Origin of the sequence: Agromyces salentinus, from assembly GCF_009749395.1 — a bacterium.
Taxonomy (GTDB): domain Bacteria; phylum Actinomycetota; class Actinomycetes; order Actinomycetales; family Microbacteriaceae; genus Agromyces; species Agromyces salentinus.
In genome coordinates, this window is the sequence record NZ_WBIR01000005.1 from 163,457 (window position 1) to 188,208 (window position 24,752).

At 71.9% G+C, this 24,752-nt stretch carries 23 protein-coding genes; 16 read left to right on the forward strand and 7 right to left on the reverse strand.

All coding sequences use genetic code 11. The features are described from left to right. Positions 1–8: 8 nt before the first annotated feature. The 8 genes from GQQ95_RS06565 to GQQ95_RS06600 all read left to right on the forward strand — a co-directional run bounded on the left by GQQ95_RS06565 (position 9) and on the right by GQQ95_RS06600 (position 9,807). Complete coding sequence (locus GQQ95_RS06565; protein ID WP_212275335.1) at positions 9–1,016, forward strand: ABC transporter permease; 1,008 nt, start codon at positions 9–11, stop codon at positions 1,014–1,016. Then, positions 1,016–2,068 carry an ABC transporter permease gene (locus GQQ95_RS06570; protein ID WP_157426854.1) on the forward strand — a complete coding sequence of 351 codons (1,053 nt, stop codon included), beginning with the start codon at positions 1,016–1,018 and terminating at the stop codon, positions 2,066–2,068. Before GQQ95_RS06565 ends, GQQ95_RS06570 begins: the two co-directional genes overlap by 1 nt. A gap of 63 nt (positions 2,069–2,131) precedes the next feature. Further along, positions 2,132–3,166: a rhamnose ABC transporter substrate-binding protein gene (gene rhaS, locus GQQ95_RS06575; protein WP_157426855.1), complete on the forward strand. Its 1,035-nt coding sequence runs from the start codon at positions 2,132–2,134 to the stop codon at positions 3,164–3,166. A gap of 270 nt (positions 3,167–3,436) precedes the next feature. Next, on the forward strand, positions 3,437–3,934 hold the full coding sequence (locus GQQ95_RS06580) for an L-rhamnose mutarotase (protein WP_157426856.1): 498 nt from the start codon (positions 3,437–3,439) through the stop codon (positions 3,932–3,934). Further along, on the forward strand, positions 3,931–5,097 hold the full coding sequence (rhaI, locus tag GQQ95_RS06585; RefSeq protein ID WP_157426857.1) for an L-rhamnose isomerase: 1,167 nt from the start codon (positions 3,931–3,933) through the stop codon (positions 5,095–5,097). Before GQQ95_RS06580 ends, rhaI begins: the two co-directional genes overlap by 4 nt. Positions 5,098–5,205: 108 nt before the next feature. Beyond that, complete coding sequence (locus tag GQQ95_RS06590) at positions 5,206–6,231, forward strand: alpha/beta hydrolase (RefSeq protein ID WP_157426858.1); 1,026 nt, start codon at positions 5,206–5,208, stop codon at positions 6,229–6,231. Continuing rightward, positions 6,228–8,264, forward strand: a complete 2,037-nt coding sequence (locus tag GQQ95_RS06595) for a bifunctional aldolase/short-chain dehydrogenase (RefSeq protein WP_157426859.1) — start codon at positions 6,228–6,230, stop codon at positions 8,262–8,264. The genes GQQ95_RS06590 and GQQ95_RS06595 overlap by 4 nt, the downstream gene beginning before the upstream one ends. Positions 8,265–8,370: 106 nt before the next feature. Continuing rightward, entirely contained in the window at positions 8,371–9,807 is a 1,437-nt protein-coding gene (locus tag GQQ95_RS06600; protein WP_157426860.1) for a rhamnulokinase, read from the forward strand. A gap of 25 nt (positions 9,808–9,832) precedes the next feature. Here GQQ95_RS06600 and GQQ95_RS06605 read toward each other — a convergent pair whose 3' ends face one another. Then, a complete protein-coding gene (locus GQQ95_RS06605) occupies positions 9,833–10,405 on the reverse strand; it encodes a hypothetical protein (protein ID WP_157426861.1) in 573 nt (190 codons plus the stop codon). A gap of 32 nt (positions 10,406–10,437) precedes the next feature. Then, a complete protein-coding gene (locus GQQ95_RS06610; RefSeq protein WP_157426862.1) occupies positions 10,438–10,932 on the reverse strand; it encodes a pyridoxamine 5'-phosphate oxidase family protein in 495 nt (164 codons plus the stop codon). Between the two features lie 139 nt (positions 10,933–11,071). Between GQQ95_RS06610 and GQQ95_RS06615 the strand changes: the two genes are divergently transcribed. The 3 genes from GQQ95_RS06615 to GQQ95_RS06625 all read left to right on the forward strand — a co-directional run bounded on the left by GQQ95_RS06615 (position 11,072) and on the right by GQQ95_RS06625 (position 13,696). Further along, on the forward strand, positions 11,072–11,680 hold the full coding sequence (locus GQQ95_RS06615; RefSeq protein ID WP_170296993.1) for a TetR/AcrR family transcriptional regulator: 609 nt from the start codon (positions 11,072–11,074) through the stop codon (positions 11,678–11,680). A 46-nt stretch (positions 11,681–11,726) separates the two neighbouring features. Next, positions 11,727–12,650: a 2-hydroxyacid dehydrogenase gene (locus tag GQQ95_RS06620; RefSeq protein WP_157426864.1), complete on the forward strand. Its 924-nt coding sequence runs from the start codon at positions 11,727–11,729 to the stop codon at positions 12,648–12,650. Positions 12,651–12,727: 77 nt separating this feature from the next. Beyond that, positions 12,728–13,696 carry a serine hydrolase domain-containing protein gene (locus tag GQQ95_RS06625; protein ID WP_157426865.1) on the forward strand — a complete coding sequence of 323 codons (969 nt, stop codon included), beginning with the start codon at positions 12,728–12,730 and terminating at the stop codon, positions 13,694–13,696. Positions 13,697–13,781: 85 nt separating this feature from the next. Here GQQ95_RS06625 and GQQ95_RS06630 read toward each other — a convergent pair whose 3' ends face one another. Together GQQ95_RS06630 and GQQ95_RS06635 are read right to left on the reverse strand one after the other, a co-directional pair. Beyond that, positions 13,782–15,377 carry a serine hydrolase gene (locus GQQ95_RS06630; RefSeq protein ID WP_157426866.1) on the reverse strand — a complete coding sequence of 532 codons (1,596 nt, stop codon included), beginning with the start codon at positions 15,375–15,377 and terminating at the stop codon, positions 13,782–13,784. 307 nt (positions 15,378–15,684) lie between these two features. After that, positions 15,685–16,461 (reverse strand): IclR family transcriptional regulator, encoded by a 777-nt coding sequence (locus GQQ95_RS06635; RefSeq protein ID WP_170296994.1) that lies wholly within the window; start codon positions 16,459–16,461, stop codon positions 15,685–15,687. Positions 16,462–16,691: 230 nt separating this feature from the next. On the opposite strand from GQQ95_RS06635, the gene GQQ95_RS06640 reads away from it, so the two are divergent. Beyond that, positions 16,692–17,282 (forward strand): DJ-1/PfpI family protein, encoded by a 591-nt coding sequence (locus tag GQQ95_RS06640; protein WP_157426868.1) that lies wholly within the window; start codon positions 16,692–16,694, stop codon positions 17,280–17,282. Positions 17,283–17,331: 49 nt separating this feature from the next. On the opposite strand, the gene GQQ95_RS19595 is transcribed toward GQQ95_RS06640, so the two are convergent. Continuing rightward, positions 17,332–17,925: a DUF1707 SHOCT-like domain-containing protein gene (locus GQQ95_RS19595; protein WP_157426869.1), complete on the reverse strand. Its 594-nt coding sequence runs from the start codon at positions 17,923–17,925 to the stop codon at positions 17,332–17,334. Positions 17,926–18,043: 118 nt separating this feature from the next. Between GQQ95_RS19595 and GQQ95_RS06650 the strand changes: the two genes are divergently transcribed. The 4 genes from GQQ95_RS06650 to GQQ95_RS06665 all read left to right on the forward strand — a co-directional run bounded on the left by GQQ95_RS06650 (position 18,044) and on the right by GQQ95_RS06665 (position 23,496). Next, entirely contained in the window at positions 18,044–19,180 is a 1,137-nt protein-coding gene (locus GQQ95_RS06650; protein WP_157426870.1) for an NYN domain-containing protein, read from the forward strand. A 162-nt stretch (positions 19,181–19,342) separates the two neighbouring features. Beyond that, positions 19,343–21,103 carry an aa3-type cytochrome oxidase subunit I gene (gene ctaD, locus GQQ95_RS06655; protein WP_157426871.1) on the forward strand — a complete coding sequence of 587 codons (1,761 nt, stop codon included), beginning with the start codon at positions 19,343–19,345 and terminating at the stop codon, positions 21,101–21,103. Between the two features lie 115 nt (positions 21,104–21,218). Beyond that, the gene (locus GQQ95_RS06660) at positions 21,219–22,046 is read left to right on the forward strand and encodes a FadR/GntR family transcriptional regulator (protein ID WP_246205217.1); all 828 of its coding nucleotides are present in this window, start codon (positions 21,219–21,221) and stop codon (positions 22,044–22,046) included. 49 nt (positions 22,047–22,095) lie between these two features. After that, positions 22,096–23,496, forward strand: a complete 1,401-nt coding sequence (locus GQQ95_RS06665) for an alpha-hydroxy acid oxidase (protein WP_157426873.1) — start codon at positions 22,096–22,098, stop codon at positions 23,494–23,496. 70 nt (positions 23,497–23,566) lie between these two features. On the opposite strand, the gene GQQ95_RS06670 is transcribed toward GQQ95_RS06665, so the two are convergent. Then, complete coding sequence (locus GQQ95_RS06670) at positions 23,567–23,914, reverse strand: hypothetical protein (protein ID WP_157426874.1); 348 nt, start codon at positions 23,912–23,914, stop codon at positions 23,567–23,569. A gap of 116 nt (positions 23,915–24,030) precedes the next feature. Next, positions 24,031–24,468: a hypothetical protein gene (locus GQQ95_RS06675; RefSeq protein WP_157426875.1), complete on the reverse strand. Its 438-nt coding sequence runs from the start codon at positions 24,466–24,468 to the stop codon at positions 24,031–24,033. Positions 24,469–24,752: the final 284 nt, after the last annotated feature.

Below are 24,752 nucleotides of genomic sequence, written 5' to 3' on the forward strand. Positions count from 1 at the left end.
CACCGGTCATCGAGAAGACCGCCGTCACGAAGCGCCTGCAGGCCGTCGGGGCCGCCCGCGAGTTCGGCATCCTGCTCGCCCTGGTCATCGTGGTGGTCGCGGCCACCGTCGCGAACCCGAACTTCCTCTTCAGCGCCGACGGATGGCGCGACCTGCTGCTCACCCCGTCGATCCTCGTGCTCGTCGCGATCGGCCAGGCGATCGTGCTCATCACGCGCAACGTCGACCTCTCGGTGGGCTCCATCCTCGGGCTCTCGGCGTACCTCACGGGGCGCCTGTTCATCGACATCCCCGGCATCCCGATCCTCGCCGTGTTCGTCGCGGCCGTCGTGTTCGGCGGTCTCCTCGGCCTTGTGAACGGCGCGCTCGTCGCCTTCGCGAAGGTGCCGGCGATGGTCATCACGCTCGGCACCCTCTACGCCTACCGCGGCATCAACGTGCTCTGGACCGGCAGCGACCGCGTGAACGCGTCGGACCTGCCGAAGGACTTCCTCGCCCTCGGCACCGGCCAGATCCTCTGGATCCCGATCCTCACCGTCATCGCGCTCGTGGTGCTCGTGATCGTCGGCTGGATCATGAAGAACACCCGCGGCGGGCGGGAGTTCTACGCCATCGGCTCCGACCCGTCGGCCGCGGAGCTCTACGGCCTGCGCGTCACGCGTCGCCTCCTCATCGCCTTCGTGTCCTCGGGCGCCCTCGCGGGCCTCGCCGGCGTGCTCTACACGGCGCGCTACGGAACCGTGAACTCGCAGGCCGGCTCCGGCTGGGAGCTCGACGCGGTCGGCGCCGCGGTCATCGGCGGCGTCGCGATCACGGGCGGCGTCGGGTCCGTCTGGGGCGCGGCGATCGGCGCTGTACTGCTCCTGACCATCAACCGGGCGCTGCCGATCCTCGGCATCCCCGACTTCTGGCAGCGCGCCGTGGTCGGCGTGCTCATCATCGGCGCGATCGTGCTCGACCGCGTGCTGGCCGTGCGCCAGAAACGCAAGCTCATCGCAGCCCGGGAGGACGACTGATGACCACCGCGACCGCCACCGCCCCGGTGCGCACCTACCGCGACTACGACCGCCCGCTCTGGCAGCGGCTGCTGCTCACGCGCGAGATGGCCATCATCGCCCTGCTCGTCATCGTCGCCATCGTCGCCACGGCGACGGTGCGCGGCTTCGGCCAGCCGATCACGTTCACGTACCTGATCCTCGACGTCACGCCCATCCTGCTCATCGCACTGCCGATGACCCTCATCATGATCACGGGCGAGATCGACCTCTCGGTCGCGAGCATCGTCGGCCTCTCGAGCGTGCTCACCGGCGTGCTCACCCAGGCGGGCGTGCCCTTCGAGGCGGCGATCGTCGTGGCGCTCGTCGCCGGCGCGATCGCCGGCGCGGTGAACGGCTTCCTCGTGACGGTCGTCGGGCTGCCGTCGCTCGCCGTGACCATCGGCACGCTCGCGCTGTACCGCGGGCTCGCCGTCGGCCTGCTCGGCACCACGGCGGTGACCGACTTCCCCGACTTCTGGACCGACCTCGCGAAGATGAAGCTCGGCGGCTCGAACGTGCCCGCTGTGCTGCTCCTGTTCCTCGCACTGCTCGTCGTGTTCGTCGTGCTCTTGCACTTCACGCCGTTCGGCCGCGGCATCTACGCGATCGGCCTGTCGAAGTCGGCGGCCCACTTCTCGGGCGTGCACGTCGAGCGCACGAAGTTCCTGCTGTTCGTGATGTCGGGCACGATCGCGGCGCTGGCGGGCATCTACTACACGCTGCGCTTCGGCAGCGCCCGCGGCGACAACGCGACGGGCCTCGAGCTGCAGGTCATCGCCGCGGTCGTGCTCGGCGGCGTCTCCGTGTTCGGCGGTCGCGGCGCGATCCACGGCGTCATCGCCGGCGTGCTCCTGATCGGCATCCTCGCGAGCGCCCTGCGACTGGCCAACGTCACCTCCGACGTCATCAACATCATCACCGGCGTGCTGCTCGTGGCGTCCGTGGTGTCCAACAGCTTCCTGGCTTGGCTGCGCACACGACGCAGGGCACCAGGGGGAACCGCGCGCGCGAGGGCTTCCGCAGCAGGGTGACCGCCCGCGCACGCGTGTCGATGCGATCACCCATCGACTGATCCGATGAAGGGAAGAACAACGATGTTTCACAAGAAGTCCCGCGCCGCGGCCATGGCCGCGCTCGCGGTGAGCGTCGCGCTCATCGCCACCGGCTGCGCAGCCGGCGATTCCGGTTCGGGCGGCGGCGAGGGCGGCGACAGCGGCAACCTCGCCATCACCTTCCTCCCGAAGAACCTCGGCAACCCGTACTTTGACACCTCGTCGAGCGGCGCGAAGGAGGCCATCGAGGAGTTCGACGGCACGTTCGCCGAGGTCGGACCCGCCGAGGCGACGCCCGACGCCCAGGTCAGCTACATCAACACCCTCACGCAGCAGGGCGTGGGTGCGATCGCCGTCTCTGCGAACGACCCCGAGGCCATCTGCGACGCACTGAACGAGGCCCGCGACGCCGGCGTCAAGGTCGTCACGTTCGACTCCGACACGAACCCCGACTGCCGCGACCTGTTCATCAACCAGGCCGACGCCGAGGGCATCGCGAAGGTGCAGGTCGACCTCATCGCCGAGCAGATCGGCGGCGCGGGCGAGATCGCCATCCTCTCGGCATCCGCCAACGCCACGAACCAGAACGCCTGGATCGAGATGATGGAGGAGTACCTCGCGAGCGACTACCCCGACATCACGCTCGTCGAGACGGTCTACGGCGACGACGACGACCAGACCTCGTTCGACAAGACCGCTGCGCTGCTGCAGACCCACCCCGACCTGAAGGGCATCATCTCGCCCACGACGGTCGGCATCGCGGCGGCCGCTCGCTACCTCTCGACCTCGGACTACAAGGGCAAGGTCGCGCTGACGGGCCTCGGCACGCCGAACCAGATGCGCGAGTACGTCGAGGACGAGACGGTCACGGCGTTCGCGCTGTGGAACCCGGCCGACCTCGGCTACCTCGCGGCCTTCGCCTCGAAGGCGCTCATCGAGGGCGACATCACCGGTGAAGAGGGCGACTCCTTCGACGCGGGCAAGCTCGGCGAGTACGAGGTCGGCGCCGACGGCGTCGTTCTCCTCGGCGACCCGTTCGTGTTCGACGCGGAGAACATCGGCGACTTCGTCTTCTAGGTCGGATGCCGCAACGGGGCCCGGTATCGGCAGATGATGCCGCCCGGGCCCCGGTCCTTCCGGCCGGCGGCCGTCCCAGCGCGCGCCGTTCCCACCCCGCCCTTCCGCTCGCCCCGGCGCGCGCATAGGGTGGAGCGGAAGGGAAAGCGTATTCCCGTTGCGCGGTCCCGAAGTCTGAGGTACAGTATTGAAACGATTCACGCGGGACGTGGATCACCTTGCAGAACCGACCGAGACGATCGGCACCACCCAGAGAGGACGGGGAGCTCGATGACGAGCCGCACCGACGCAGCCACCGAACGCGTCTGCTTCCAACTGCAGGTCGACCCCGCCCGGCTCGACGAGTACCGCGCCCGGCACGCCGCCGTGTGGCCCGACATGCTGCACGCCATCGAGGCGTCCGGCCGCCGCAACTACTCGCTGTTCCTCCGCGAGGACGGCCTGCTCATCGGGTACTACGAGACCGACGACGACGCGGCATCCCAGCTCGCACTCGAAGCCGACCCCCGCACCGCCGCGTGGGAGGCCGAGATGGCGGAGTTCTTCATCGCCCTCGACGGCGCGCGCCCCGACCAGGGCGCCCCGCGCCTCGCCCAGGTGTTCAACCTCGAGGCCCAGCTCGCAGCCCTCGACGAGGCGGCCGCGCCGGCTCCGGCGCCCCCGGCCTCGCCCGACGCCCGACCCACCGACCACGCGGCATCCGCCGCCCAGCACGACCGGCACGCGGCATCCGCCCCCGCCCAGACCGAAGAAAGCAGCCACTCGTGAGCACCTTCTCCGCCGACCAGCTCGCCCAGCTCGAGCAGCAGGCCATCGAACTCCCCAGCTGGGCGTTCGGCAACTCGGGCACCCGCTTCAAGGTGTTCGCCACGCCGGGCACGCCCCGCGACCCTTACGAGAAGATCGCGGATGCCGCGCAGGTGCAGAAGTTCACCGCGCTCGCGCCGACGGTCGCGCTGCACATCCCGTGGGACAAGGTCGACTCCTACGACGACCTCCGCGCCCACGCGGAGGGCCTCGGCGTGCAGCTGGGCACGATCAACTCGAACACCTTCCAGGACGACGACTACAAGTTCGGCGCCCTCACCCACGAGGATGCCGCCGTGCGCCGCAAGGCGATCGACCACCACCTCGAATGCATCGACATCATGCACGCGACCGGTTCGCGCGACCTCAAGATCTGGCTCGCCGAGGGCTCGAACTACCCCGGCCAGGCCGACCTGCGCGGCCGCCAGGACCGCCTGCAGGAGTCGCTCCAGGAGATCTACGCGCGCCTCGGGGACGAGCAGCGCCTCGTGCTCGAGTACAAGTTCTTCGAGCCGGCGTTCTACCACACCGACGTTCCCGACTGGGGCACGAGCTACGCCCAGGTCGCGGCCCTCGGCGACAAGGCCATGGTCTGCCTCGACACCGGCCACCACGCGCCGGGTACGAACATCGAATTCATCGTCATGCAGCTGCTGCGCCTCGGCAAGCTCGGCTCGTTCGACTTCAACTCGCGCTTCTACGCCGACGACGACCTCATCGTGGGCGCCGCCGACCCGTTCCAGCTGTTCCGCATCCTCTACGAGGTCATCCGCGGCGGCGGCCTCAACAACCCCGACGTGGCGTTCATGCTCGACCAGTGCCACAACGTCGAGGACAAGGTGCCCGGCCAGATCCGCTCCGTGCTGAACGTGCAGGAGATGACGGCCCGCGCCCTCGTCGTCGACGGCGAGGCGCTCTCCTCCGCCCAGCGCAGCGGCGACGTGCTCGAGGCGAACCGCATCTTCATGGACGCGTTCTACACCGACGTGCGCCCGGCCCTCGCGGAATGGCGCGAGTCGCGCGGCCTGCCCGCCGACCCGATGGCGGCGTTCGCGGCATCCGGTTACCTGCAGCAGATCGCGGCCGACCGCGTCGGCGGCGTGCAGGCCGGCTGGGGCGCCTGATCCGATGCTCGTGATCCGTCGATCTTCGCCCTTCCCCGGCCCGGGTGGGGCGGCGTTCGACGGATCGATCCCGACCAGACGATCCGAGAAGACGAGAGGAGCGAGCGGATGTCACAGCTGACGGCGTACGGCGCAGCCGACGGGCTCGTGCGGGTGTACCCGGCCGCGCGCGACGGCGACGCCGCGCGCGACGACGACGACACATCGGCGCCAGCGCCCGCGGACGCCCTCACGCGCACGCCCGCCCTCGTCTGGGCGCACGGCGGCGGCTTCGTCGCCGGCGACCTCGACATGCCCGAGGCCGACTGGGTCGCCCGCTCGCTCGCCGCCCGCGGCGTCGCGGTGATCTCGATCGACTATCGCCTCGTCGCGGCCGATGGCTCCGGACAGTACCCTGCGGCATCCGACGACGTGCTCGCCGCCTGGCGGTGGACCCTCGAGCACGCGGGCGAACTCGGCATCGACCCGGCCCGCACGGTGCTCGGCGGCGCCAGCGCGGGCGGCAACCTCGTCGCGGGCGCGATGCTCCGGCTGCTCGCGGACGCCGACACCACAGGCCCCGTCGGCGGCGCTGGACCCGGTGAGACGGTGGGGGCCGCTCCCACCGAGGTCGCGCCGCCGACGGACTTCCCGTCGACCTCGCTCGCCGGCACGATCCTCCCCGCCGGCCTCGTCCTCGCGTATCCGACGCTCCTGGCCGTGCAACCGGCGCCAGATGCCGCGCTGCGGGCCCTGCTCGACGCGGATCCCGAGGCCGACGTGTTCCCACCGGCGCGCGTGCTCGCCATGTACGAGGACTACCTCGGCGGCACGATCGGGGCGCCGCCGCTCGCGGCCGTGCCCGGACTCGCGACGCCGGACGACCTCACGGGGCATCCGCCCGTGCTCATGGTCAACGGCGAGGCCGACGAGCTCCGCGTCTCGGGCGAGGTCTACGCCGCGGCCCTGACGGCCGCCGGCGTCGACCTCGAACTCACGACCGAGCCCGGCACGGGGCACGGACACCTGAACCGACCGGGCGAGCCCGCGGCATCCGCGACGATCGAGCGCGTCGTGCGCTGGCTCGATGGGCTCGCCGCCCGGCCCGCCACCCACCAGACCACCCTCCGCACCACCGAAGGAATCCGCTCATGACGAACCAGGCAGCAGCCGACCTCATCGCCCGGTCGAACCGCCTCGGCGCCGACCCGAAGAACACGAACTACGCCGGCGGCAACACGTCGGCCAAGGGCACCGAGACCGACCCGGTCACGGGCGAGCCCGTCGAGCTCATGTGGGTCAAGGGCTCGGGCGGCGACCTCGGCACGCTCACCGAGCAGGGCCTCGCGGTGCTGCGCCTCGACCGGCTGCGCGCGCTCGTGGACGTGTACCCCGGCCTCGAGCGCGAGGACGAGATGGTCGCGGCGTTCGACTACACGCTGCACGGCAAGGGCGGCGCGGCCCCGTCGATCGACACGGCCATGCACGGCCTCGTCGACGCCGCGCACGTCGACCACCTGCACCCCGACTCGGGCATCGCGATCGCGACCGCGGCCGACGGCGAGGAGCTGACGGCGAAGATCTTCGGCGACGAGGTCGTGTGGGTGCCGTGGCGCCGCCCCGGCTTCCAGCTCGGCCTCGACATCGCGGCGATCAAGGCGGCGAACCCCGCCGCGATCGGCTGCATCCTCGGCGGGCACGGCATCACCGCCTGGGGCGACACGTCGGAGGAGACCGAGGCGAACTCGCTCCGGATCATCGACACCGCCGCCGCGTACATCGCCGAGCACGGCGCCGCCGAGCCGTTCGGCCCCGTCGTCGAGGGCTTCGAGCCCCTCGAGCCGGGCGAGCGCCGCGCGAAGGCCGCCGCCCTCGCCGCGACGGTTCGCGGCCTCGCGAGCCACGACAAGCCCATGGTCGGCCACTTCACCGATGCCCCCGAGGTGCTCGACTTCCTCTCGCGCGAGAAGCTCGCCCCGCTCGCGGCGCTCGGCACGAGCTGCCCCGACCACTTCCTCCGCACGAAGGTCAAGCCGATGGTGCTCGACCTGCCCGCCGCGGCGAGCATCGAGGACTCGGTCGCCCGCCTCCAGGAGCTGCACGAGGCCTACCGGGCCGACTACCAGGCGTACTACGACGCGCACGCGACGTCCGAGAGCCCCGCGATCCGCGGTGCCGACCCGCTCATCGTGCTCATTCCGGGCGTCGGCATGTTCAGCTACGGCGCGAACAAGCAGACCGCGCGCGTGGCGGGCGAGTTCTACGTCAACGCGATCAACGTCATGCGCGGCGCCGAGGCGCTCTCGACCTACTCCCCCATCAGCGACGCCGAGAAGTTCGCGATCGAGTACTGGGCGCTCGAGGAGGCCAAGCTCCAGCGGATGCCGAAGCCGAAGCCGCACGCCGGCCGCATCGCGCTCGTCACGGGCGCGGCATCCGGCATCGGCAAGGCCATCGCGACCCGGCTCGCGGCCGAGGGCGCGTGCGTCGTCATCGCCGACCTCGACCTCGAGAAGGCACAGGCCGCGGCAGCCGAGCTCGGCACGACGGATGTCGCGATCGGCGTGCAGGCGAACGTGACGGATGCCTCGGCGATCCAGCGCGCGATCGACGACGCCGTGCTCGCCTTCGGCGGCCTCGACCTCGTCGTGAACAACGCCGGCCTCTCGCTCTCGAAGCCGCTGCTCGAGACCACCGAGGCCGACTGGGACCTCCAGCACGACGTCATGGCCAAGGGCTCGTTCCTCGTGTCGAAGGCCGCGGCGCGCGTGCTCATCGACCAGGGCCTCGGCGGCGACATCATCTACATCTCCTCGAAGAACTCGGTGTTCGCCGGCCCGAACAACATCGCCTACTCGGCGACGAAGGCCGACCAGGCCCACCAGGTGCGACTGCTCGCCGTGGAGCTCGGCGAGTACGGCATCAAGGTCAACGGGATCAACCCCGACGGCGTCGTGCGCGGCTCGGGCATCTTCGCGAGCGGCTGGGGCGCGAACCGCGCCAAGACGTACGGCATCGAGGAGGAGGACCTCGGCAAGTTCTACGCCCAGCGCACGATCCTCAAGCGCGAGGTGCTCCCCGAGCACGTCGCGAACGCGGTCATCGTGCTGACCGGTCCCGAGCTCAGCCACACGACCGGGCTGCACATCCCCGTCGACGCGGGCGTCGCCGCAGCCTTCCTGCGATGAGGACGGCGGGCGTCGTCGGTCGAGTGGCGACGAAGGAGCGTATCGAGACCATGCGTCGGGTCTCGATACGGCGCCGGGGCGCCTACTCGACCGCCGGAGGCCGACGATGAGCGGCGGCACGGTCGCGGCCGTCGACCTCGGCGCGACGAGCGGGCGCGTCATCCTCGGCCACGTCGACCAGGCCGCGGGCCGGCTCGACCTCGAGCACGTCGCCCGGTTCCAGAACGGACCGGTCCGCCTCGCGTCGGGGCTGCATTGGGACTTCACCGGCCTCTACCGCGACCTGACGCGCGGGCTCGCCGACGCCTTCCAGCGCGAACCCGCCGTCGCCTCGATCGGCGTCGACTCATGGGCCGTCGACTACGGCTTGCTGCGGGGCGACCGGCTCCTGGGGCAGCCGTTCCACTACCGTGACGACCGCAACGCGGCCGCGGTCGACGGGGTGCACGCGATCGTGCCCTTCGCCGAGCTCTACCGGCGCAACGGCCTCCAGTTCCTGCCGTTCAACACCGTGTACCAGTTGGCCGCCGAGCGCGACGAGCCGACCGGCTGCCTCGCCCTCGCCGACTCGCTCCTGCTCGTGCCCGACCTCATCGGGTTCGAGCTCACTGGTCGCCGCGTCGCCGAGCGCACGAACGCCTCGACCACCGGGCTCGTCGGCGTCGGCACGGGCGAGTGGGACGACGAGCTCATCGAGCAGCTCGGCCTCCCGGCCTCCGTCTTCGCCCCGATCGTCGCGCCCGGGGACTCCCTCGGGCCCCTGCGTCCCGCGGTCGCGGCCGAGCTCGGGGCCCCGGCCGGCATCGAGGTCGTCGCGGTCGGCTCGCACGACACGGCCTCGGCGGTCGTCGCCGTCCCGATGCGGGCCGAGTCCGCCGCGTATATCTCCTGCGGCACCTGGGGCCTCGTGGGCGTCGAGCTCGAGCAGCCGGTCACGACGGATGCCGCGCGCGAGGCCAACTTCACGAACGAGGGCGGTGTCGACGGCCGGGTGCGGTTCCTGCACAACGTCATGGGCCTCTGGCTGCTGTCGGAGTCGGTGCGGTGGTGGGAACGCGACGGCGAGGCGATCGACCTCCCCGAGCTGCTCGCGGCCGCGGCATCCGTCACCGCGACCGTCGCCGTGTTCGACGCCGACGACCCGCGGTTCATGTCACCGGGCGACCTGCCGGGCCGGATCGCCGAGTGGTGCGCCGAGCACGGCGTGCCCGCGCCGCAGAGCCGCGCGGAGTTCGCCCGCTCGATCATCGAGTCGCTCGCCGAGGCGTTCGCGGGAACGGTGCGGCAGGCATCGGTGCTCTCGGGGGTCGACGTCGAGACGATCCACGTGGTCGGCGGCGGCGCGCTGAACGCGCTGCTCTGCCAGCGCACGGCCGACCGCTCGGGCCTGCCCGTGCTCGCCGGCCCCATCGAGGCCACCGCGATCGGCAACGTGCTCGTGCAGGCGCGGACGCAGGGGTTCGCGAGCGGACCGCTCGAGGACCTCCGCGATCTCGTCGCGGCCGCGTTCGAGCCACGACGCTTCGAGCCGCGCGCCCGCTGAGGCCGCGCCGGCGCGTCGTGACCGGTCAGTGGCCGTGGGCCGCGAGCTGGATCAGCACCACGCTGAGCCCGACCGCCATGAGCGCCGCGAGGGCCACGAGCTGCTTCCACCAGGGCGCACCGGTGCGTCGCACGCCGAGGTACGCGATCACGCCGAGCGTCACCACGTACACGATCGAGACGATGCGCAACGCCGTCTCGACGTCGACGAGTCCGACCACCGCGAGCACGAGCACGACCACCGGCACGCCGGCCGAGGCGAGCGCCGAGGCCGCGATGCGGAGCATGACCCGCACCTCGTGCCCGTCGGGGAACCTCGAGTGCACCGAGAGGAACGAGATGACGTCGGCGGCCAGGCCGGCGGCGGTGATCGCGAGGATGCCCACCACGAGCTCGATGGCGACACGACCCGCGGCGAGGTGCTCGACGTTCGTGAGCTGCACGAGCACGATGGCGAGCCCGGTGAACGTGGCGTACACACGCTCCTTGAGGGCTTCGGCCCGCACGTTCTCGGGCCGCACCCGATGGTCGTCGTGCGCGACGCCGCCGGCCGCGCCGTTCGTGCCGTCGGCGTCGGACCTGCCCCCAGCGTCATCCATGAGCGTTACGGTAGCAGCCGTCGGGCCGAGCCTCAGACCGTGACGGATGCCGCGCGCACGCGCCCCTGCGCCTGCTCGGTGTCGCGCATGGCCGTGAGCGAGACGCCGACCCCGTAGGTCACGAAGTCGCTCGTGGGGCGCACGCTCACCCCGACGATGTTGCCGTGCTCGCCGCCGTCGGTGATCTCGAGCCCGTGCAGCAGCGCGTCGCGCACGTGCTCGGGCATTTCGGCGAGCGGGACGATCCGGGCGTCGCCCGAGAAGGTCACGGTCGCGGCCGGGATCTTGACCCAGGGCACGAAGGGGATGCGCTTGGCGATCGGCACGGTGACGCCCACCGAGCCGTTCGCCGCGAGGTGCCGCGTCTTCCACGCCCGGTCGTGCGTGGTGAACCAGATGAGGCCGTCGTGCACGGCGTGCATGACCCCGGCGGTGCGCGCCTCGCCGCGCGGGGTCACCATGCCGATGACCATGAAGTTCTCGGCGGCGAGGGTCTTCCAGACGGCCTCGCTCGTGATGTCGACCATGTCGAGCCCCTTCCTGTGATGAGTGCTTTACAATGTAAAGCACACGATACGAGCGCGTGCTTTACATTGTCAAGCCCCGCGTTCGACCTTCCGGCCGCACTTGCTCGCCGGGCCCGCGCGAACCACGATGGGAGGCACCATGACCGAGACCGTCCCCACCGGAGCGCCCGGGCGCGCAGCGCTCCTGCGCGCCATGGAGGAACTCGCGCGCGAGCAGGGTGTCAACGGCGTCGGCCTCCGCGAGGTCGCTCGGCGTGCCGGACTCTCGCATGCGGCCCCGACCCACTTCTTCGGCAGCCGGGAGGGGATGATCCGTGCCCTCGCGCTCGAGGGCCTCGCCCTCCTCGACGACGAGCTCTGCACGGCGCAGGAGCGCGCGGCCCGCCTGCCGGGGCGCGAGCGACTCGTCGCCGACTCGCTCGAGTTCGTCGCGTTCGCGCAGCGGAACCCGGCCCACTACGACGCCATGTTCCGCACCCCGAGCATCGCCAACGGTGACGACGTGCTCGATCGTGCTCGGCTCGCGGCCCTCGGCGGCCTGCGAGCCCTGGTCGTCGACGTGCACGCCGCCGGCGACATCACGGGCGACATCGAGACGACCTTCCTCCAGCTCTGCGCCATGAGCCACGGCATCGCCTCGCTCGCCGTCGATGGCCTGCTGCACGGCTTCGACGAGCTCGCCCCCGGCGATTCGGGCATGGACATCGCCGAGCGCATCATCCGCGCGCAGGTCGCGCAGCTCCCGTGACGCCCCGGCTCCCCTGACTCCGCCCGCCCTCTGAGAGGATCGGAGCATGACCGATCGACTCCTCGTGTCCCTGCCAGGCGCCACCCTCCGCGACGCCGTGGGACCCCTGCCCGACGGAGTCGACGTCGTGCTGTGGGATCTCACGGGCCCCGCACCGGCCGAGCACCTCGACCTCGTCGTCCCGCCGTACATGGACGCCTCGGCGAAGCTCGGCGCGCTCGAGGGCGTCAGCACGCGCCTCGTGCAGTCGCAGTCCATCGGCTACGACGACGTCGCGGCGGCCCTGCCGCCCGGGCACGTCTACGCGAACGCGGCATCCGTGCACGAGACCTCGACCGCCGAGCTCACGCTGGCCCTCGTGCTCGCCGCGCAGCGCGGCATCCCCGACTTCGTGCGCGCGGCCGGCGAAGGGCGCTGGGCGCCGGCCAGGCATGCGAGCCTCGCCGACCGCCGCGTGCTCATCGTCGGCTACGGCGGAGTCGGCCGGGCCATCGAGGAGCGCCTGCTGCCGTTCGAGGTCGCCGTCACGCGCGTCGCCAGCCGCGCGCGCGACGATGAGCGCGGTCGCATCCACGGCATCGACGAACTCTCCGACCTGCTGCCCGACGCCGAGATCGTGATCGTCGGCGTGCCGCTGACGGATGCCACGACCGGCCTCGTCGACGAGGCCTTCCTCTCGGCGCTGCCCGACGGGGCGCTCGTGGTGAACATCGCCCGCGGCCGCGTCGCCGACACCGACGCGATCCTCGACCACGCCACGCGCGGGCGGCTCCGCTTCGCGCTCGACGTGACCGAACCAGAGCCGCTCCCCGACGGGCATCCGCTCTTCGCGCTCCCGAACGTGCTCGTCTCACCGCACGTCGGCGGCGCGTCGACGGCGATGATGCCTCGCATGGCCCGCCTCGTCCGCGATCAGGTCGAGCGGATGCTGCGCGGCGACGAGCCCCGCAACGTCGTGCTGCGCAGCTGATCCGAGTCGGCGCCCCGCCGACCGCCCGCGCACGACCCCTGCACCGACCCAGCCCCGCCCTCACCGGAAGGATCCCCATGCCGATCTTCGACCACGCCTTCGACTGGACCAGACGAGCCGTCGACCGGGGGCCGCTGCCCTCGGCGGTGCTCGGCATCGCCACGGCCGACGGCACGGTCGCGCTCGACGCGTTCGGCGCGGCATCCGTCGACGACCACTACCCGCTGTTCTCGGTGACGAAGCCGATCGTCGGCCTGGCGGCCCTGCACCAGATCGAGCAGGGCCGGCTCACGCCCGACACCCCGCTGAGCGCCGCGCTGCCCGAGTTCGGCGCCGGGCGCGACGACGTCGTGCGCCTGCGTCACCTCGTCAGCCACACCTCGGGCATCGCCGAACCGCCCCTGGATGCCCAGGGCCTGCGCGCGCTGCTCCTGCAGCCCGGACGCGACTTCGCGGCCGGTACCGCCAGCCGGTACTCGACCCTCGCGTACGAGGGCGTCGCCGCGCTCATCGAGCATGCATCGGGAGCGCCGTGGGAGCGATCGGTGACCGCCGTCGGAGAACGCGTCGGCGCCACGGGCTTCACGTTCGACGCGGAGGCGAGCCGGCATGCGCCGATCGAAGCCGCCGAGCAGGGCGTCGACTATGCGCAGTTCGCCGCCCTGCGGCATCCAGGAGCCGGACTGCTCGCACGCGCCGAGGACCTGCTCGCCGTCGGCAGCGCCCTGCTCCGCGACGACGGGTCGCTCGTCTCGCACGCGGCGAACGAGGCGATGCTGCGGCCGCTCACATCAGGCCTGCCGAAGCTCGAGCCGTACCCGGCGTCCCGCGGCCAGGACTGGGCCTTCACGTGGAACGTGCGCCACTCGGCGCCCGGCCTGCTCGCCAAGGACACGTACGGCCACGGCGGCTGGGCCGGCACGGAGTTCTGGATCACGCCGTCGCTCGGCGTCTGCTTCGTGCTGCTGACCAACGTCGGCGGCGGCTTCGGGCGCTACGGCGTGGATGCCGACCAGCTGCACAACGCGGTGGCCGCCGGGGCCTGACCACATCGGGGGCGCGCTCAGCGGGGTCGCCGGCTCAGCGGGGTCGCCGGCTCAGCGAGGTCGCCGGCTCAGCGAGGTCGCCGGCTCAGCGGGTCCAGGTGCCGAGGCCGTTGGTGTCGAAGAACTGCAGCCGCATCGTCTCGGCGCCGCCGCCCCCGATCGCGAACGTGGCGGAGGACTTCGACCCCCACGGTGCGTTCTCGCCGGTCGGCACGAAGGCGAACTCGTCGCCGTCCCAGGGCTCCAGTGCGAGCTCGTACCCGCCGTCTGGGCCGAGCCTCGCCACGAGCGCGTCGCCCTGCACCTCGACGACGGCATCGCCGTAGTACGGGTTCATCCACGTGCCCGCATACGCGTCGAGGGGCCCGGGCGCCGCGGCATCCGACGGCTGCTCCTCGCCCGAGAGGTCGCCGGCCGGCTCGTAGTAGTGCGCGAACGCCTGCCCGTAGTCGCTCAGCCAGTCGCGGTGCACCTCGCCGAACTGCACCCGGTCGAGGAACGTGCTGACGATCGCCTCCGGCACCCCGATCGGGCCGCCGTTGGTGAGCGCGACGACGCCGAGGCCGAGGCTCGGCACGATCTGGAAGTTCGTGGCGGCGCCCAGGCAGAATGCGCCGGAGTGGGATGCGGTCGTATGCCCCGTCGGGTCGGTGCCCGTGTTGAACCCGTATCCGTAGAAGCCCGCGCGCAGATCGGGTGCGCCCGCAGGGCTCGAGACGATCTCCGGCGAGAGCGCCGGCAGCAGCTCCGCGGGGGTCACGAGCTCCTCGCCCGAGAAGGTGCCCTCGCCGAGCAGCAACGACATCCACTTCGCGAGGTCCAGGACGTTCGAGCTGACTCCGCCCGCCGGGGTCTGGGCGTCGGCGTCGCGCTCGTAGAGCGGCTGGAACCGGCCGTCCTCGAGCGCGTGCAGGGTCGCCCGGTTCTCCTCGTCGAGGAAGTCCTCGGAGCGCGAGCTCGTCGAGTCCATGCCGAGCGGCTCGTAGAGGGCCTGCTCCGACAGCTCCTCCCACTCGGTGCCGACCGCGTTCGCGACCGCTTCGGCGCCCGCGGTGAGCCCGAAGTTCGCGTAGTGGTAGGTCGTGCGGAACGGATCGAGCGGAAGCTGGTCGAGGTGGTCGAGCACGTAGTCGCGGTCGTATCCGATGTCCTCGAGGGAGTCGCCGGCGGCCATCGGAAGCCCAGACCGGTGCGAGAAGAGATCGCCGACCGTCACGTGCTCGGCGACCCACGGGTCGGCGAGCCCGAAGCCCGGAAGGTGCTGCGCTGCGGGCGTGTCCCACGTGAGCTCGTCGCCCAGCTGCGACGCGACGACCGTCGCCGCGATCGGCTTGGACATGGACGCGATCTGGAACACCGTCGACTCGTCGACGGCGCCCTCCTCCCCGACCTCCCGCACGCCGAAGCCCTCGGCGTACAGCAGTTCCTCGCCGCGGACGACGGCGACGGCCGCGCCGGGCACCCCCGACTCCTCGAGGATCGCCTCGATGTCCCCCGTCAGGGACTCGAGCGCGCCGTCGAGCCCGCCCTCAGCGCCCTCGACCGCGTCGCCGGGCGGTGGCCCGTCGGCCGAGACGCGTGGCGCGTACGGTTCCGGTTCGGGCGCACATGCGGCGAGCGCGACGGCGATGGCGGCGATCGAGACGGCAGCGGCGAGCGAGCGCGCACGGCGACGAGACATGTGAACCCTCCCCCATGGAGACACTCCCGCGAGCGTATCGGCATCGGCGGTCGTGCGTCTGCCCCCGTTCGGGGCGGCCCTCAGCGATCCCCTGCCCCTTGCCCCTTGCCTCCTTGCCTCCTGCCACCTGCCTCCCGCCTCCTGCCTCCCGCCACCCGCCTCCCGCCTCCTGCCACCCGCCACCTGCCTCCCGCCACCCGCCTCCTGCTCGACCCGACGCTGCGGCGCGGACGCGAATGGTCGCCATTCCGTGGCGGACGCGACCATTCGCGTCCGCAGGGCCGCAAGGCGCGTGCGGGCGAGGCGCTCAGCCGGCCAGGCGCGCCGACACCTGCCAGGCACCGCGGCGCACCGCACGCTCGAGTTGCATCGACCGGGCCGCGAAGTCCTTCGCCTGCACGGAGACCGAGACGGCCCCGACCGTGCGGCCCGCCGACGAGCGCACGGGAGCGGCGATGCACGCGAGCTTCGGCAGGTACTCCTCGATCTCGACGGCGACCTGCTGCGCGCGGATCTCGTCGAGCTGCTCGTTCAGCGCCGCGGCATCCGTGATGCTCGATGCCGTGAGCCGGGCCGGCGCGTGCCGTTCGAGGAAGCGGGCGACCGCGGCGTCGTCGCGCGAGGCCAGCATGAGCTTGCCGAACGCCGTCGTGTGCGATGCCTCGGAGAACCCGACGTGCAGTTGGCCGATGCGCGGATGCGCCGCGGAGTCCTCGATGTGCGCCACGGCGATGTCGTCGCCGCGGAACACGGTCAGGTACGCGGGCGCCCCGACGGCGTCGTGCATCGCCCGAAGGACCTGGCGCACCGGGTCGGTCGCGACGAGCTGGACCTGCAGCGCCCGCCCGAGCTGGTCGACCGTGCGCCCGAGGATGTAGCGGTGCTCGCCCGACTGCCGGGCGAGGTAGTCCTGGCGGTGCAGCGTCGCGAGCAGCCGGTAGGTGGTCGACTGCCCGAGCCCGAGGCGCTGGGCGATCTCGGCAGCGGTCAGGCCGGTCGGCGTCGTACCGACGAGCTCGAGGATGCGCAGCGCGCGCTCGGCCGACTGGATGCCCGCGCCGCCGTGGCGCTCCCCTGCGCTCATGCCCCCGATGCTACGCCCGGCATCCGGCGCACGACACGGGCCGGCGACGGCGAGCGCGACGGATCCGGCGCCGTTTCGCACATAGTGCGAACCACGGGTGACACCGGATGCCGCGGCGGCGCAGAGTCGACCCGTCGCCGCCGACCGCGGCGACCGCCCGGGTCGCCGACCCCGCGGCATCCGATCAGCCGGCCCATGTACAGCGCCGTGCAACCCCGGAGGTACCCCTCATGACCAAGATCCTCATCATCACCGGCGACGCCGCCGAGACCCTCGAGGTGCTCTACCCGTACGAGCGGCTGAAGGAGGAGGGCTTCGAGGTGCACATCGGCGCGCCCGAGGTTCGCAAGCTGCAGTTCGTCGTGCACGACTTCGTCGACGGGTTCGACACCTACACCGAGAAGCTCGGCCACACCTGGCCCGCGGATGTCGCGCTCGCCGACGTCGACCCCGCCGACTACGCCGCGATCGTCATCCCGGGCGGCCGCGCACCCGAGTACCTGCGCAACAACGAGGACGCGAAGCGCATCGTCCGACACTTCTTCGAGGCGGATGCCCCGGTCGCGGCGACCTGCCACGGACCGCTGCTGCTCGCGGCGGCCGGCGTGCTCGCCGGGCGCACGTCGTCGATCTACCCCGAGCTGGCGATCGACCTCGAGGTCGTGGGCGCCGTGTTCGAGAACGGCGGCGGCGTGGTCGACGGCAATCTCGTCACCTCGCGGGCATGGCCCGACAACGGCACCTGGATGAAGGCGTTCCTGGGCGTGCTCGCGGCAGCGGGCGTGCAGGGCGGGAGCGAGCTGGCCGCGGCATCCGCCTGACGTCCGACCGCCTCAAGCCGGATGGCCCCACGCCCGACGCCCGTGGGCGTCAGCGGCCTCGCCGGCGACGCTCGTCGGATCCGGGCCCGTAGATGATGATGCCCGCGACCGGCACGAGGAGGAACCACGCCCACGACCATGCCCATCCGCCGGCGAACCCGGTGATCAGGAAGAGCGCGAACGCCGTGATCGGCACGAGCGCCATGATCGTGGCGCCGACCGTTCCGCCGAGCGCACCGCCGGTGCCGTCCCCTCGTCGCGGCCGTCCGGTGCGGCCGACCGGCGGTGCGGGCGGCACGGTGGGCGTGGGTGCCGGCGCGGGCGGCGTCGTCGGGGTGGATGCCGGCGCGAACGGCGGGGTCGAGCTCGCGGGCGGCGGGGTCGAGCTCGCGCCGTACCCGGCCGGCCCGGACGCGCGGCCCGCGCCGCCCGGCGCCGTCGGCGGTGCCGCCGGGAGGTCCGTGAAGAGCGGCGCGAGGTCGCCCCGGGTGACGGCCGCCCGCGCGGCGGTGGCGCGCTCGGCGTACTCGTCGCCCGTGAGCCGACCGGCCGCGAAGGCCTCCGCGAGGTCGGCGACGGCGGCCTCCCGCTCGGCGTCGCTCAGGCGGAGCTCGGGACGGTCGGGGTGCGCATGGTCGGTCATACGCCCCAGTGTGGCCGAGGCCCGCGTCGCGGGCCAGTACCGCTGGTGGCCGACCCTTCCGGGGCCTGCACAGGTCGCGGGCGTAGCATCAAAGGCACACCCTCGATGGAAGGCATCCATGCCCCTCACGGCAGAACCCCGCGTGGCCCTGTACTTCGACTTCGACAACATCGTCATCTCGCGGTACGACCAGCTGCACGGCGACAGCCAGTACCGGCGCGACACGTCGCGGCGGAAGACCGTCACGCCCGGCTCCGAGACCGCCGAGCGCCTCACGCAGGCCACGGTCGACGTCGACGCCGTCCTCGACTTCGCGGCGACGTTCGGCACCATCGCGATCGCCCGGGCCTACGCCGACTGGTCGACCCCGGTCAACGCGAGCTACCGCGGGCAGCTCATCGATCGAGCCGTCGACCTCGTGCAGCTGTTCCCGCTCTCGGCGACCAAGAACGGCGCGGACATCCGCCTGGCGGTCGACGCGATCGAGGACATGTTCCGCATCGACGACCTCACCCACATCGTCATCGTCGCCGGCGACTCCGATTACGTCGCGCTCGCGCAGAAGGCCAAGCGGCTCGGCCGCTACGTCGTCGGCATCGGCGTCGCGGGCGGCACCAGCCGCGCGCTCACGGCCGCCTGCGACGAGTACGCCGACTACGACGCGCTGCTCTCGACCGACGACTCTGTCGCCGATGAAGCGGATGCCGCGGCGACGCCGGAGCCCACCGCACCGGCCCGCTCGGGGTCCGGCCGCCGCGGGTCGCGCAAGGCCGCGCCCGCCAAGGAGACCGACGAGGCGCCCGCCGAAGCGGAGGCGGCAGACGCCGGCGACACCGACACCACCGCCGCGGCGCCGGCGACCACGGGCCGCACGAACCGCCGCGCGAGGTCCGGAGGCACCGCCGCGAAGGCGGCTGCCGCGGCATCCGCCTTCGAAGACGAGGTCCCCGAGCCGGTGGCGAGCGGCCCCCGCGGCATCCCGACGGTCTCGTTCATGTCGCCCGAGGCGGCGGCGCCGACCCGCAACCCGGGCCGACTGCTCGTGAAGGCGCTCGAGCTCCTGCACTCCAAGAACGACGACGAGTGGCAGCCGTCGGGCGCCGTGAAGAACCAGATGCTGCGCATGGACCCGTCCTTCCAGGAGCGCCGGCTGGGCTTCGCCTCCTTCACCGACTTCGTGAAGTCGCGCGGCGGCGTCGTCGAGCTCGAGGAGGGCGACTCGAACCGCATCCGCCTCCGTCCCGAGAAGGACTGACCGGGCACTTCCCCAGCACGACCCACCCACCCCCGTCAAGTCCCTAGGAACGACGGCCCGGGCACTTGCATGCTGGTCGCCCGGCGGGAATCACCCCGTCGGGCCGACGTGCGGATGCCCCGCGCGGGCGGGAGCTTCGAGCCGGGCGGGGGCGTTCCGACGATGGCCATCTCCACTGCAGCGTCCACCGTGGAACGCATCGAGGACGAGCGCCGGGCGGCTCGCCGTCGCGGCCTGGTCGTGCAGTTCCTGTCGACCACCGATCACAAGCGGGTGGGCTACCTCTACCTCGTGACGTCGTTCGCGTACTTCTGCTTCGGCGGGGTGCTCGCGCTCGTCGTGCGGGCCGAGCTCTGGCAGCCGGGCCTGGAGGTCGTGCAGACCGCCGAGCAGTACAACCAGATGTTCACGATGCACGGCACGATCATGATGCTGCTGTTCGCGACGCCGCTCTTCGCCGGGTTCGCGAACGCGATCATGCCGTTGCAGATCGGCACGCCGGACGTCGCGTTCCCGCGCCTGAACGCGTTCTCGTACTGGCTCTTCCTGTTCGGGTCGCTGATCGCGGTCGGCGGGTTCGTCTCGCCGCAGGGGGCCGCCTCGTTCGGGTGGACGGCCTACACGCCGCTGTCGACGACGACCTTCTCCCCGGGCGTGGGCGGCACGCTCTGGGTGCTCGGCCTCGCGCTGACCGGGTTCTCCACGATCCTCGGCGCCGTGAACTTCATCACGACGATCATGACGATGCGCGCACCCGGCATGACGATGTTCCGGATGCCGATCTTCACGTGGAACATCCTCGTGACCTCGATCCTCGTGCTCATCGCCTTCCCGATCCTCGCCGCCGCGCTCTTCGGCCTCGCCGCCGACCGTCTCTTCGGCGCGCACGTCTTCGACCCCGAGAACGGCGGGGTCCTCCTCTGGCAGCACCTGTTCTGGTTCTTCGGGCACCCCGAGGTGTACGTCATCGCGCTGCCGTTCTTCGGCATCGTCTCGGAGGTCTTCCCGGTCTTCAGCCGGAAGCCGATCTTCGGCTACAAGACGCTGATCTACGCGACCATCGCGATCGCCGCCTACTCGGTCGCGGTCTGGGCGCACCACATGTTCACCACCGGCGGCGTGCTGCTGCCGTTCTTCTCGATCATGACCGTCCTCATCGCGGTGCCCACCGGCGTGAAGATCTTCAACTGGGTGGGCACGATGTGGCGCGGGTCGATCACGTTCGAGACGCCCATCGTCTGGGCCATCGGCTTCCTCGTGACGTTCGTGTTCGGCGGGCTGACGGGCGTCATCCTCGCGTCGCCGCCGCTGGACTTCCACGTGCACGACACCTACTTCGTCGTCGCGCACTTCCACTACGTCGTATTCGGCACGGTCGTGTTCGCGATGTTCTCCGGCTTCTACTTCTGGTGGCCGAAGTGGACGGGTCGCATGCTCGACGAGCACCTCGGCAAGTGGCACTTCTGGATGCTCTTCATCGGCTTCCACATGACGTTCCTGATCCACCACTGGCTCGGGGTCGTCGGCATGCCCCGCCGCTACGCCAACTACCTGCCCGGGGACGGGTTCGGCTGGATGCACCAGCTCTCGACGATGGGCTCGGCCCTGCTCGCGGCATCCATGATCCCGTTCTTCCTCAACGTGTTCGTGAGCCGGCGGCACCCCAAGGTCACGGTGAACGATCCCTGGGGCTACGCCCGTTCGCTCGAGTGGGCGACGAGCTGCCCGCCGCCGCGGCACAACTTCACCTCGATCCCGCGCATCCGCTCGGAGTCGCCGGCGTTCGACCTGAACCACCCCGAGGCGGGCATCCCCGTCGGCATCGGCACCAAGCGGCTGCGCGACGCGCCCGATGCGCCCACGGTCGAGGCGACGGATGACACGATCCGCTCGCGCGCGGGCGACGAGGGCCGCTCGAGCTGAGGTCGACGCCGCCGGGCCGCCGCCGTCGTGCCGCGGTTGTGCTGCGGTCGCGCCGCCGCCTGTGGTCAGACCACACATGCTACTGTGGTCTGACCACAGCGCGGAAGGAGCCGACGTGACCGACGACGCCGAGAGCCCCCGCGCCTGGCGCGCCGTGCTCGAGCACATCGAGCGGCGCCTCCTCGACGGCGACCTCCTCCCCGGCGACCGGCTCCCCGGCGAGCGCGCCCTGGCCGTCGACCTCGGCGTCGGCCGCTCGAGCGTCCGCGAGGCGCTGCGCGTGCTCGAGGTCATGGGCCTCATCCGCACGGCGTCGGGCTCGGGACCCACCGCGGGCGCGATCATCGTGGCCACCCCCGGCGGCGCGATGAGCGCGCTCATGCGCCTCCAGGTCGCCGCGCACGGCTTCCCGGTCGCCGACATCGTGCGCACCCGCCTCATCCTCGAGTCGGCCGTCGCCGGCGAGCTGGCCGAATCAGCCGCGCCCGCGTCCGCGACCTCGCCCGACCTCACCGCGGCCGAACGACTGCTCGACGCCATGGACTCCCCAGACCTCGCCGCCGCCGAGTTCCTCGCGCTCGACGCCGCGTTCCACCTCGCCCTGGCCGAGGCCTCGGGCAACCAGGTGGTCACCGCGACGATGGCCGGACTGCGCAGCGGCATCGAGGGCTATGCGCTCGACGGCCTGGCGCGCATCGACGACTGGCACGCGACATCCGCTCGCCTGCGCCGTGAGCACCGCGGCGTCGTCGACGCGATCAGGGCAGCGGATGCCGCAGCCGCCCGCACCCGCATCCACGACCACATCTCGGGGTACTACGCCGAGACCTCCGAGCCCGACGCCCGCACGGCGGCGGCTGCACCGCACGTCGCGGCCGCGGACGCGACGAGCCCCGAACCCGACCCGACCCCCGCGCCGGCCCCCGCGCCGGCCCCGGTCTGACCCGCCGTCGGCGACCCCGAACCGAACCCCCAGAGAGCGAGCACCGAAGATGGTCCAGCGACAGTTCCCGAAGCCCAAGGAGCTCGCCGAGCTCATGAAGTTCAAGGTGCCGACGGCGAACCCCACCGACCGGCGCCTCGAGAAGGCGCTCACGATCGCCGACCTGCGGGCGATCGCGCAGCGCCGCACGCCGAAGGCCCCGTTCGACTACACCGAGGGCGCGGCCGAGGGCGAGCTGTCGCTGGCTCGCGCGCGCCAGGCGTTCCAGGACGTCGAGTTCCACCCGTCGATCCTCCGCAGCGTGCCCGTCGTCGACACGACGCGCGAGGTGCTCGGGGGCACGAGCTCCCTGCCCTTCGCCATCGCGCCGACCGGCTTCACGCGCATGATGCAGACCGAGGGCGAGATCGCGGGCGCCGGCGCGGCCGGCGCGGCCGGCATCCCCTTCACGCTGTCGACGCTCGGCACCACGTCGATCGAGGACGTGAAGGCGGCGAACCCGAATGGCCGCAACTGGTTCCAGCTCTACGTCATGCGCGATCGCGAGATCTCCTACGGCCTCGTGCGTCGCGCCGCCGCGGCCGGCTTCGACACGCTGTTCTTCACGGTCGACACCCCGGTCGCCGGCGCACGCCACCGCGACAAGCGCAACGGCTTCTCGATCCCGCCGCAGCTGACCCCCGGCACGGTGCTGAACGCCCTGCCGCGCCCGGCCTGGTGGATCAACTTCCTCACCACGCCGAAGCTCGAGTTCGCGTCGCTGTCCTCGACGGGCGGCACCGTCGGCGAACTGCTCGACAACGCCATGGACCCGACGATCTCGTTCGACGACCTCGACATCATCCGCGGCATGTGGCCGGGCAAGATCGTCGTCAAGGGCGTGCAGACCGTCGAGGACGCCCGGCTCCTCGCCGACCGCGGCGTCGACGGCGTCGTGCTCTCCAACCACGGCGGGCGCCAACTCGACCGGGCGCCGATCCCCTTCCACCTGCTCCCCCACGTCGTGCGCGAGGTCGGCACCGACATGGAGGTGCACATCGACACCGGCATCATGAACGGCGCCGACATCGTGGCATCCGTCGCCCTCGGCGCCAGGCTCACGATGATCGGACGCGCGTACCTCTACGGCCTCATGGCCGGCGGGCGTCGCGGCGTCGACAAGACCATTTCGATCCTCCGGACCGAGGTCGAGCGCACGATGAAGCTGCTCGAGGTCGCCACGCTCGACGAGCTCGGCCCGCAGCACGTCACGCAGCTCACGCGCCTCATGCCCATCGCGCGGCCGGTGGCGGATGCCGCGGAGCAGGCGCTCGCGGCGAAGCCGAAGGCCGTGCGGTCCCCGCGTCCGTCTGCGACGAAGTCGGCGGCCGCGGCGGCCGGCACGTCGTCGCCGGCGGCCAAGGCCGCACCGCGGAAGCCCGCCGCGAAGAAGGCCGCCGTCACCGGCTGAGCCCGCTCGACGACCGTGCCCGGCGCCTCTCGAAGGCGGCCGGGCACGGTCGTCTGCCCGGAGCCGGCGATCAGTCGCCGTCGATCAACTCGAGCAGCTTCTTCGCCGCGTCGCGGACGTCGTCGTGGTCGTACTGCCCGGCGCGACTCTCGAGCGAGATCACGCCGCAGCGGTGCACCTTGCGGAAGTCGCCGTACGGGAACGAGTACGCCTCCTTGGTCTCCTCGTTCGCGTCATCGTCGATGCCGAGGTGCCAGTGCCGGTACTCGGTCCAGCCGTGCTCCTCGATGAACGCGTTCTCCTCGTCGGCGCTCGGCGCGTGCTCGCTCCAGTCGTCGCGCTCGTCGCGCTCGACCTTGCCGTCGCGCACGAGCGAACGCGCGTTCCGCAGGGCGGTCTCGTTCAGCCTGATGGCCATGCGTGCTCCTCCTTCGTCGCGGATCTCTCGATGTCGCCGGATGGCTGCCGTGCGCCGGCGCTGCCCGCTCGGATGCCGCGGCACGACGGGCGCCCCAGCCGATGGCGCCACGCGGGTCACTTGGGAGGGGCGGCGCCCAGCTTCCACTGCTTCGCGGCGGAGTCCGCCCACTTCTGGACCCGCTTGGCGGCGTCGCGGCGGTGCTTGGTCGCGAGGACGAGCGCGGTCTGGTGGCGCTTCGCCGTGGCATCCGCCCGCTTGCGATCGTCGGCATCACCGGATGCCGCGGCCCTCGTCGTCGCGCCGACCAGCCGCCGCGTCGAGCGGTGCGCCAGGCGCCGCGCCTCGTGCGGGCGGCTCTTGCGCAGCTCGCGCGCGAGACGCAGGTCGGCCTGTGCATCGGCGGTCAGCGCCGCGAACCGCTCGCGGCCCTTGCGGGTGAGGCCCTCCCCGACCTTGCGCGCCTGCTTCGCAGCGCGCTTCGCCTCGCGCACGGCGCGCCTCGCCTCCGCGCGGGCCTCCTTGCGCAGCTTCTCGGACTTCGTCCGCGACATCCGGTACCCCTTCCGTCTGTCCAGTTCCGTCTGTCCAGTTCCGTCTGTCCAGCCAGTCTGGCATCGGGTCGTGCCGGCACAACAGGGGGTTGCGGCGCGACCGCGCATCCCCCTCGCGTCCGCCCTCACGCTCGCGCTCGCCCTCGCGCGCGCCCATCTCGATACGCGAACGGTCGCAGATGGTCACCATCCCACCGGAATGAGGACCATCTGCGACGTTTCGAGGGGTTGGCGGGACGAGCGCGCGGCGGGGCTCGCGCGACGACCACGCACGACGACGCCCC